This is a genomic window from Curtobacterium flaccumfaciens, from assembly GCF_051548005.1.
In the GTDB taxonomy this organism is placed as follows: domain Bacteria; phylum Actinomycetota; class Actinomycetes; order Actinomycetales; family Microbacteriaceae; genus Curtobacterium.
On the sequence record NZ_JBPUGH010000122.1, the window covers coordinates 1 to 10241 of the forward strand.

The 10241-nt window shown below is 72.5% G+C and carries 7 protein-coding genes; 2 read left to right on the forward strand and 5 right to left on the reverse strand.

Annotated features, from left to right (window positions below):
• Positions 1-19 precede the first annotated feature (19 nt).
• Positions 20-1063, forward strand: coding sequence for an MBL fold metallo-hydrolase (locus ACSW7Y_RS13230; RefSeq protein ID WP_438126736.1), 1044 nt, complete (start codon positions 20-22; stop codon positions 1061-1063).
• Positions 1064-1094: 31 nt separating this feature from the next.
• Here the strand turns inward: ACSW7Y_RS13230 and ACSW7Y_RS13235 are convergent, their stop codons facing one another.
• The 4 genes from ACSW7Y_RS13235 to ACSW7Y_RS13250 all read right to left on the reverse strand — a co-directional run bounded on the left by ACSW7Y_RS13235 (position 1095) and on the right by ACSW7Y_RS13250 (position 6213).
• Complete coding sequence (locus tag ACSW7Y_RS13235) at positions 1095-1727, reverse strand: FMN-dependent NADH-azoreductase (RefSeq protein WP_438126737.1); 633 nt, start codon at positions 1725-1727, stop codon at positions 1095-1097.
• 130 nt (positions 1728-1857) lie between these two features.
• Positions 1858-3510: a putative Ig domain-containing protein gene (locus tag ACSW7Y_RS13240; RefSeq protein WP_438126738.1), complete on the reverse strand. Its 1653-nt coding sequence runs from the start codon at positions 3508-3510 to the stop codon at positions 1858-1860.
• A 204-nt stretch (positions 3511-3714) separates the two neighbouring features.
• Complete coding sequence (locus ACSW7Y_RS13245) at positions 3715-5055, reverse strand: hypothetical protein (RefSeq protein WP_438126739.1); 1341 nt, start codon at positions 5053-5055, stop codon at positions 3715-3717.
• 255 nt (positions 5056-5310) lie between these two features.
• On the reverse strand, positions 5311-6213 hold the full coding sequence (locus ACSW7Y_RS13250; RefSeq protein ID WP_438126740.1) for a LysR family transcriptional regulator: 903 nt from the start codon (positions 6211-6213) through the stop codon (positions 5311-5313).
• A gap of 81 nt (positions 6214-6294) precedes the next feature.
• Between ACSW7Y_RS13250 and ACSW7Y_RS13255 the strand changes: the two genes are divergently transcribed.
• Positions 6295-9801 (forward strand): proline dehydrogenase family protein, encoded by a 3507-nt coding sequence (locus ACSW7Y_RS13255; RefSeq protein WP_438126741.1) that lies wholly within the window; start codon positions 6295-6297, stop codon positions 9799-9801.
• A gap of 116 nt (positions 9802-9917) precedes the next feature.
• On the opposite strand, the gene ACSW7Y_RS13260 is transcribed toward ACSW7Y_RS13255, so the two are convergent.
• Positions 9918-10241: acyl-CoA thioesterase (locus tag ACSW7Y_RS13260; RefSeq protein ID WP_438126742.1), on the reverse strand; the 324-nt coding region annotated here is incomplete at its 5' end.

Sequence of the window (10241 nt, forward strand, 5' to 3'; positions counted from 1 at the left end):
GCGTCGCTAGGGTGGGCGCGTGACGACCGTGCCCCCGCCGGCAGCGCCGGCACCGGAACCGATCAGTCCCGTGCAGGCCGCGGCACTCCGTGCGGGCGCGCTGCCCCCGGTCGAGGAGGTCCGTCCGGGCGTCTGGACCCTCGCCGTTCCGTTCCGGTTCGGCGTGCCGGACGCGACCCTCGTGTACGTCGTCGAGGGGACCGACGGCACGCTGACCCTCATCGACCCGGGGTGGTCCGCCGACGATGACCTCGCGGTACTCCGGGACGGGCTGATCGCGATCGGGCGCTCGCTGGAGGACGTCGGGCTCGCCGTGGTCACGCACCTGCACGCCGACCACCTCGGTGCTGCGGCCGCGGTCCGTCGCGCGACGGGTGCCCGCGTCGCGATGCACCGGGCCGAGGTCGAGGCGCTCCGCCACGAGCGGGCCGACGCCGCGGCGAACGACGCCGACATCGCCTCGTGGGGTCTGCCGGAGCAGCTCCGCAGCGGGGTCGTCGCGGCCTGGGGGAGCGGACGCCGGATCGGGCTCGGGCGGACGACGGAGCCGTACGCGGACCTCCTGCTCGAGGACGGCGACGAGCTGCCGATCCCCGGGCGGAGCCTCCGCACCCTGCACACACCCGGCCACACCGCCGGACACTGCTGCTTCGTCGACGAGGGGTCCGGGCTGCTCTTCACGGGGGACCACGTCCTGCCGCGCATCAACTCGGGGATCGGCCTCGGGGGCCGGACCGCCTCCAACCCGCTCGGCGACTACCTGGCCGCGCTCCGACGACTCGACCGGTACGCCGACCTCGAGGTCTGCCCAGGCCACGAGTACCGCTTCCGGGACGTCGTCGCCCGTGCCCGCACCCTCGCGCGACACCGCGAGGAGCGCTCGCGGCACGTCGCCGAGGCGCTCGACGCGCTGCACGAGCCGACCCTCTTCGAGGTCGCCGCACGGGTTCCCTTCAGCGGCGGGATCGAGTCGATGACGGGGTTCCTGCTCGCGAGCGCCCTGACGCAGACGGCGTACCACGCGGCGTTGCTCGGGCGCTCCGGCGAGGTCCGCCCCGCCTGATCGTCGGGCAGCCAGTTCCCGGTTCGCTCGCTCAGACGACGGTCGTGGCGAGGCGCTCCAGCGTGGTCTTCGCATCGGCGTACTCGGCGGCGGCGTGCTCGGCCAGCGGCGCGAGGTCCGGCAGACGGTCGGCGAGGGTCGCACTCACGGTCACCGGGTAGTGCTTCATGCCGAGGGCGGTGCCGAGGATGATCTGCAGCACGGGGGACCCGTGGTCCCATCCCTCCGTGGGGGTGTCGGCGTCGTACGTGCCACCTCGGCTCACGACCGTGACGACCGGTCGGCCGGCGAGGGGCTGCACGTCGCCGACGAGGACGCCCGGGATGTGCACGCGGTCGAGCCACGCCTTGAGGGTCGACGGCACCGTGTAGTTGTACAGCGGGGAGCCGACGAGCAGCACGTCCGCGGCGAGGAGTTCGTCGATGACCTCCTGGCGGAGTGCCTCGGCCTCGGGGGCCACGACCTCGTCGGCGGTGCGGTCGCCCGCTGCCCAGTGCAGCGCCGAGGTCTCGAGGTGGGGGAGCGGGTCGACGTGCAGGTCGCGCCGGACGACCGTGTACTCGGGGCCCCGCGCGCGCCAGGCGTCGGCGAACGCTGCGGTCAGTGCCCGGGAGCGGGAGTGGGCGAGGTCGGCGGAGGAGTCGATGTGCAGCAGCGTCGGCATGCGCCCACGCTACCGACGCGACACCGCCGTGTGACGGAAGCGGCCCCGTCGCGCCGGGAGTGGCGGGACGGGGCCGGGTCGGGCCTCCCGTCGGTCACGCGGGCACGCGACCGACGGGAGACGACTTGCGTCAGCGCTGAGCGTGACGGCGGCGCAGCGTGCGCGCGCCGATCAGGCCCGCGCCGGCGAGCACGAGGCCGAGGGCCCAGGGCAGGGCTCCGGTCGCGTCGGAGCCGGTGTAGGCGAGCTGGCCGCCGGTGCCGGTCGGGGTGACGGCCACGACGGGTGCGACGGTCGGGGTGACCTCGACGTCGAACGAGACCGGCTGGAGTGCCTCGGCGGAGACGGTCAGCGTGTGGGTCGACGCGTGCGGGAACGTGACGCTCGTCACCCCGAAGTCATCGGCGCCGTCCTCGGTGTACGGCTTGATGACGTCGGTCGCGACGTTCGAGGTGACGCTCGCCTTGACGGCCAGGTTCCCGTTCTCGTCGACCTGTTCGATGTCGTTGCCGAACCGGTCGACCGGCGTGCCGTAGACCAGGAGCGTCCCGCCCTGCTTGACAGAGACGTGGTCGAGCAGGTCGGAGTCGTCGACGAAGAACTCGTCGCTGCTCGGGTCGATGGTGACGCCCACGACGCTGCCGTCCGGACGGATGAAGTACACCGAGCCCTTATCGCCCTTGGCCAGGCCGTCGTCGAGTGCCTGCGCCGCGAGTCCGTACGCGGCCCCCGGGTCGACGGTCAGTTCGGCGTAGACCGTGGTCGTGACGTCACCGCTCGTGGCCTTCACGGCGAAGTCGTACACGGACGCCTCGGTCGCGGTGCCGCTGAGCTCACCCGTGGCGGGGTCGAACGTGATGCCCTTCGGCAGCTGGTCCTCGGGGGTGTACTTCCCGTCGCCGTTGACGTCGGCGTCGGCTTCCCATTCGAAGCCGAGCGTCGAGTCCGCCTGGGCCTGTGCCTGGTTCGACTCGACGTTGTCGATCGACTCCTCCTCGTCGCCGTAGTACCAGGCGAGCTGGTACGTCGGTGCGGGGAAGCCCTGCGCGCGGAACGTGTAGGAGAACGCCTCGCCGGCGGTCGCGTCCTGCGGGAGGTAGTAGGTGTCCTCGTCCGCTTCGGTGCCGCTGTCGAGCGGCGTGCCCGACTCGTCGACGAACACGGGGTCCTGCGTGACCTCGGCGGTCTCAGCGTCCGCCTCGAGGGGCGTGTTGTCCGAGTCCACGCCCGTCGCCGTGACGACGATGACCGCGCCTGCGGCGGTGGGCTGGACGTCGTAGAACTGCTCGTCGGACAGCTTCTCGCCGGTCGCCTTGTTGGTCCACACGAACTTCGGGGTCGCGAGCTCCTTGTCGAAGCCCGTCGTCGTGGCCGTGAGCGTCGAGCCGACCTTCGCCGTTCCGGCGATCGTCACCGTCGGGTCGGCGGCAGCGACCTGCACGTCCTTCGTGCTCGAGCCAGTGCTCTTGCCGGTGCCGGGCAGCAGCGATCCGACCGGAGCTGTCGTCGACGGCGCCGGCGACGCGGAGGTCGGGGGGTCGTGGGTCGGCCGAGCGTCCGTGGTCGGCGCGTCCGGCTCCGCGGTCGGTGCCGGCGTCTCCGTGCTCGGCGCGGGCGTCTCCGTCGCGGCGGGCGTCGCGGTCTGCGTCGCCTGCGGCTCGTCGACCACGTCGGCGTTCGCGGCCGTCGCGGTCATGATGCCGAGGCCGGTCGTCAGGACGACCAGCGCGGCGGTGGTGCCGAGCGCGCAGGCGCGTCGGACGGTGGATGTGCTTCGACGCACGTTCTCCCCCAGGTGTCCAGGTCCGGTCGGGTACCGGATCGTAAGAGTTCGCCGAGAATCCTCGGCTCTCGGATCGTAGGGGTGGAGCGGTCGCCTGAGGGGCCTCGAAGCCGAAATGTGACCAGGGTTGGGGGGATGGTGCGGAAACCGGCACGAGCCCGGTGCCGATCGGCACCGGGCTCGCTCCGTCCGCGGAGGGACCGCTCAGAGACGACGGCGACGCAGGCGGAACCCGAGGAGCGTGGCGCCCGCGGCGAGCAGGCCCGCACCCCAGGCGATCGGCGTCCGCTCGTCGGCACCGGTGTAGGCGAGTGTCGCACCCGTGCCGGTCGCCGAGGTCGCGACGGCGGCGGTCGCGACCGGTTGCACGGCGACGACGAACGAGCCCGAGACGCCGTCCTGCGACACCGTCAGGCGGTGCTGCGACGCGTGCGGGAACGTGACGAGTACGTACTCCTTCGTTGGGTCGGCCGCGATCCGGTCGGACGCGACGGAGCTCGCGACCGTCCCGATCGGCTGGTGGCCGACGGTACCGGGCGTCACGAGGTTCCCGAACCGGTCGACAGCGACCCCGGTGACGCGGATCGTGCCGCCCTGCTCCGCGGGGATCGACGACACCGTGCCGAGGTCCTTGCCGGTGGCGCTGAACGACTCGATCGCGCCGGACACGCCGACCTGGTACACCCCGTGATCGGGGTTCCCGTCGCTGACGATGGTCGTGACGCCGACCGCGGCCGCGGGGCGCACGGTGAGCCGGACGTACTCGGTCGCCGTCGCCGTCCCACGGAGGGCGACGACCTCGAAGTCGTACGTGCCCGCCGTGGTCTCGGTGCTCGTCAGCACGCCGGTCGAGACGTTCACGGTGAACCCCGACGACGGCGCGTCCTGGATCGCGTACGCGGTGGAGCCGCTTCCACCGACGACCTGGAAGGTGTGGGTGAACGTCTGCCCGGCCGTCGCCGTCAGGGCGAGGGGCTTCGCCTCGGTCGACGGCTCGGTGAACGACACCGGCGACGGGGCGACCGTGACCTGCACGTACTCGGTCACCTGCTCGCCGCCGCTCAGTGCGACGACCTCGAAGTCGTAGGTCCCCGGCGTGGTCGGCGTCGTGCTCAGCACACCGGTCTGCGCGTTGACGGTCCAGGTGGTGGACGGTGCGTCCTGGATCGCGTACCCGACGGTGCCGTTGCCGCCGGTGGTGTGGAAAGTGTGGCTGAACGGCGTGCCGACCGTCGCGGTGAGCGCGAGCGGGGCGGCCTTCGTCGACGGCTCCGTGAACGCGAGCGGCGTACTCGCGGCGGTGGTCGAGGTCGAGGCCGTCCCGGTCGTCGTCGTCCCGGTCGCCGTGCCGTTGGTCGTCGATCCGGTCGTCGTCGAGCCGGCAGCGGGTGCCGCGGTCGACGCCGACGTCGACGTCGACGTGTCGGTCGCGGCGTTCGCCGCGGAGACGCCGAACGCCGCCCCGGAGCCGACGGTGACGATCGCGATCGCGGTCGCCGCCACGAGACCGGCACGACGGCGCGGCGAGGAGGTGGTGGTGCGCATGGATGTCCCCCCTGGGAAGTCCTGGTTCGCAGGGCGGCCATCCGCTCCTGTCGAAGCTGACGGTACGGCCTGGCAGGGGCGCGAGAGTGGACTCCACGTTGCGGTTCCATCACGGAACGATGCGGGTCCACACAGCATCTGACCTGGGGTTTTCCACAGCAAGCGGCGATCGGACGGGAGGCGCGGTGCGGGCTGGCGCCGCGCCTCCCGTCCGTCTCGTGCTCGCGCCGACGAGGCGAGGCGAGCGCCGGTCCGTCAGTTGCCGACGACCGCGGCCGCTCGTTCGAGCTCGGCCCGCAGCGCCGTCACCGCGGGCGACGAGGATCCCGCCGACCGGACGACGGTGAAGATGGTCCGCCGCGGGCGCTCGGGGAGCTCGACGAGTCGGCACGTCGTCGTGCGGCCGGTCCACATGAGGTCGGGCATGAGGCTCACGGCGTTGCCCGACTCGACCAGGCGGATCTGCGTCTGGAGGTCGGCGGTCTCGTACCGGACGTCCGGTTCGAAGCCGTGTCGACGGCAGACCTGCTCCGCGAAGTGCCGGGACGCCGTGCCGCGCGGTTCCATCACCCACGGCAGTGCCTCGGCGTCCGCGATCGAGGTGACCGGCGCGAGCGCGGTGTCGACCGGGGGGAGCGCCAGGCGGACGGCATCGGTGGTGAGGTCCTCGCGGTGGAGGCCCGGGAGCCGGGGCGCCGCGTGCGCGGGGTACTGCTCGGCGATGACCATGTCGAAGTCGCGGATCCAGGTCTCGTGCAGCGCGGTCTCCGGCTCACGCTGCACCATCTCGATCCGGACGTCCGGGTGCCCGGTCGCCATCGCGTGCAGGGCGTTCGGCATGAGCGCGAGCGCGGCGGACTGGAAGACCGCGACCCGGACCCGCCCCTGCACCGTCGGCGTGGAGCCCTCGACCTCGGACTGGGCCTGCTCCAGGACGTCGAGGACATGGCCGGCGGCCTGCACGAGCACCTCGGCCTGCGGGGTGAGCTGGAGGCGCCGTCCGGCCTTGCGGAGGAGCGGCACGCCGGCCTCGCGTTCGAGGGCCGCGAGCTGCTGCGAGACAGCCGACGGCGTGAAGTTCACGGCCTCGGCGACGGCGGCGATCGTGCCCCGGATCGAGAGCTCGCGGAGGAGGACGAGACGGCGGACGTCGAGCATGTGGACACAGTAGCTCTGCTTCACGGTACCCGTCACGAAACGTTGCTTCCGCTGTTGCTTCGGTGGCTCCACACTGATCCCATGACGACCGTGCACGAGCAGCCCGCTCCCGCCTCCCAGCCCACCGGATCCGGCGACCTGGCCGACCAGTCCGTCGCGCTCGTGCGGCAGTGGCTCGCCGAGGCCGAGACCTACCCGGTCGACGGCTCCGCGAAGCAGCTCGCGGGCGTGCTCGCGGACCCGGCTGGCCTCGACTTCGCGGTCGGGTTCGTCGACGGCGTCGTCCGCCCGGAGGACCTCGGCGTCGCCGCACGCAAGCTCCGTGCCATCGCCCCGAACGCGCCCGGGTTCCTGCCCGCCGCGCTGCGTGGGCTCGTCCGGCTCGGCGGCGGCATGGCCCCGGTCCTCCCGGGGGTCGTCGTCCCGATCGCCCGCCGCGTGCTGCGGGAGATGGTGGGGCACCTCATCGTGGACGCCACGGACGCCAAGCTCGGCCCGGCCATCGCGAAGATCAAGCGCGAGGGCGTCCGCCTCAACGTCAACCTGCTCGGCGAGGCCGTCCTCGGCGAGAAGGAGGCGGCACGCCGGCTCGAGGGCACGGAGAAGCTCCTCGCCCGCGACGACGTCGACTACGTGTCGATCAAGGTCTCCTCGACCGTGCACCCGCACTCGCCGTGGGCGTTCGACCACGCCGTCGAGGACATCATCGAGAAGCTCCGGCCGCTGTTCCGCCGTGCGGCCGCCGCCTCGCCGAACAAGTTCATCAACCTCGACATGGAGGAGTACAAGGACCTCGACCTCACCATCGCGGTCTTCACGAAGCTCCTCGACGAGCCCGAGTTCACGACGCTCGAGGCCGGGATCGTGCTGCAGGCGTACCTGCCCGACGCCCTCGCCGCGATGCAGCACCTGCAGGAGTGGTCTGCTGCCCGCCGTGCCCGCGGCGGCGCCGACATCAAGGTCCGTCTGGTCAAGGGCGCCAACCTGCCGATGGAGCAGGTCGAGGCCTCGGTCCACGGCTGGCCGCTCGCCACGTGGCACACCAAGCAGGACTCCGACACGAACTACAAGCGCGTCCTCGACTGGGCGCTGACACCCGAGCGCATCGCGAACGTGCGCGTCGGCGTCGCCGGGCACAACCTGTTCGACGTCGCCCACGCCTGGCTGCTCGCCGGGCAGCGCGGCGTCCGCGACGGCATCGAGTTCGAGATGCTGCTCGGCATGGCGCAGGGGCAGGCCGAGGCCGTCCGCCGCACGGTCGGGTCGCTGCTGCTCTACACGCCGGTCGTCCACCCGGGTGAGTTCGACGTCGCGATCGCGTACCTGATCCGCCGCCTCGAGGAAGGCGCGTCGCAGGAGAACTTCATGTCCGCGGTGTTCTCGCTCGCGTCGTCGCCCGAGCTCTTCGCGCGTGAAGAGGAGCGTTTCCGGTCGTCCCTGGCGCCCCTCGCCACGCCGGAGGGACTCCTCGCTCCGGCGTCGCACCGGGTCGCCGATCGCTACGCCGCAGTGGGCCGTCCCACGGCCGGGCACTTCGAGAACACCCCGGACACCGACCCGTCGGTCGGGGAGTTCCGTCAGTGGGGTGCCGACATCACCGCGCGCATCGCGTCGTCGACGCTGGGCACCAAGGCCGTCCAGGAGGCACGGGTCGACTCCGCCGCGACGCTCGACTCCGTCCTCGGTCGCGTCCGCGCCGCCGGCGCCGAGTGGGCCACGTGGTCGGGACCCTCCCGCGGCGCCGTCCTGCACGCGGTCGGCGACGCACTCGAGGCCAACCGGGCTGCACTCGTCGAGGTCATGGCCTCCGAGACCGGCAAGACCATCGACCAGGCGGACCCCGAGGTGTCCGAGGCGATCGACTTCGCGCACTTCTACGCGGAGCTCGCGGCCGAACTCGACGACGTCGACGGCGCGGCTTTCACGCCCGCCGCCCTGACGCTCGTCGCGCCGCCGTGGAACTTCCCGGTCGCCATCCCCGCCGGTTCCACGCTCGCAGCACTCGCGGCCGGCTCCGCCGTCGTGCTGAAGCCCGCGCCGCCGGCCGAGCGCTCGGGCGCCGTCCTCGCATCGATCATCGAGACCGCGCTCGACCTGCACGGTGCCCCGGCGGACGTGCTCGCGTTCCTGCAGGTGTCCGAGAACGACCTCGGGAAGCAGCTCGTGTCGTCGCCGCTCGTCGACCGGGTGATCCTCACCGGGGCGTACGAGACCGCCGAGCTGTTCCGCTCGTTCCGTCCCGACCTGCCGCTCCTCGCCGAGACCTCGGGCAAGAACGCGATCATCGTCACGCCGTCGGCCGACCTCGACCTCGCCGTGAAGGACGTCGTCGCCTCGGCGTTCGGACACGCCGGGCAGAAGTGCTCCGCGGCGTCGCTCGTCGTGCTCGTCGGGTCCGTCGCGACGTCGCGGCGCTTCCGGTCGCAGCTCGTCGACGCGGTGTCCTCCCTGCCGGTGGGCTACCCGACCGACTCCACCACGCAGATGGGCCCGGTCATCGAGCCCGCCGCGGGCAAGCTGCTCGACGGCCTGACGAAGCTCGGCGCGGGGGAGTCCTGGGCCGTGCAGCCCGCCCGCCTCGACGACTCGGGGAAGCTCTGGAGCCCCGGCGTGCGTGACGGCGTGGCCCGTGGCTCGGCGTTCCACCGCACCGAGTACTTCGGTCCGATCCTCGGCGTCATGACCGCCCGGACCCTCGACGAGGCGATCGACATCGTAAACGAGGTCGACTACGGCCTCACCTCGGGTCTGCACTCGCTCGACCCGGCGGAGATCGGCACGTGGCTCGACCGCATCGAGGCCGGCAACCTCTACGTGAACCGCGGGATCACGGGAGCGATCGTCCGGCGGCAGCCGTTCGGCGGGTGGAAGAAGTCGGCCGTCGGCGCGGGGACGAAGGCCGGTGGGCTCAACTACCTGCTCGGGCTCGGCTCGTGGTCGTCCGCGCCCGCTGGCGCCGGTGCCGGTGCCGGTGCCGGGCTGTCGGCGCCGGTGGCGTCGTTCGTCCGCGCTGCCGGGGTGTCCTCCGATGTGCTCGACCGGTCGCTCGCGTCGGACGAGCGGGCGTGGGGGTCGCTGTTCGGCACCGCGACGGACGTGTCGGCACTGACCGCCGAGCGGAACATCGCGCGGTACCTGCCCTACCCGGGCGTGCACGTGCGGCTCGCCTCGGACGGCGCGTCGTTAGTCGACGTCGAGTCGCTCGCCGTCGAGTCGCTCGTGCGGGTCGTGGCGGCCGCGCTCCGTGCGGGGACCACGATCGACGTGTCCGTCGCCGGTCCACTGCCGGCCGCCGTGCGTTCCGCGGTGCAGTCGCTGTCGATCGTCCGGTCGCTCCGCGACGGTGAGCCCGACGCGACCTTCGCGGCCCGCATCGCGGACGGCCCCTCCACCCGTGTGCGCCTCATCGGCGGGGACGCATCGGCCCTGTACACGGCGATCGGTGGGCGTCCGGACGTGGCGGTGTACGCCGAGCCCGTCACCGAGGCCGGCCGGCTCGAGGTGCTGCCGTTCCTCCGGGAGCAGGCGGTGTCGATCACCGCGCACCGTTTCGGGACGCCGAACCACCTGACCGACAGCCTGATCTAGCGGCGCCGGCGCGGCGTTCGTGCGGCTTCCGCACGGCGTCCGCGCCCGCATCACGTCCGCACGACCGAGGGCGGCTCGAACCAGGGGATCCCGTGGTTCGAGCCGCCCTCGGTCGGTCAGGCGGGCACGGTCATCATGCGCGTGACGAGTTCGCGCAGCTCGGGCGGCACGGGCGTCGGGCGACGGGCCCCCTCGCGGTCGATGACGACGTGGACGAACTCACCCGTCGCGAGCAGCGCGCCGTCGGCCTGGCGGAAGAGCCCGAACTCCCACGCCAGGCTCGTGGTGCCGATCCGCTTCGAGCGCATGCCGACCTCGATGACGTCCGGCCAGACCGCCGACTCGACGAAGTGACAGCTCGACGAGACGAGGACGGCGATCCACTCCGACGAGAACGGGTCGAGTCCGGCGACCTCGCGGAACCAGTACGTCGCCGCGTT

What these genes read in the sequence shown, in the direction of transcription:
- ACSW7Y_RS13235 (WP_438126737.1), bottom strand. Translation starts at nt 1,727, where the DNA reads ATGCCGACGCTGCTGCACATCGACTCCTCCGCCGACCTCGCCCACTCC.
- ACSW7Y_RS13245 (WP_438126739.1), bottom strand. Translation starts at nt 5,055, where the DNA reads ATGCGCACCACCACCTCCTCGCCGCGCCGTCGTGCCGGTCTCGTGGCG.
- ACSW7Y_RS13250 (WP_438126740.1), bottom strand. Translation starts at nt 6,213, where the DNA reads ATGCTCGACGTCCGCCGTCTCGTCCTCCTCCGCGAGCTCTCGATCCGG.
- ACSW7Y_RS13255 (WP_438126741.1), top strand. Translation starts at nt 6,295, where the DNA reads ATGACGACCGTGCACGAGCAGCCCGCTCCCGCCTCCCAGCCCACCGGA.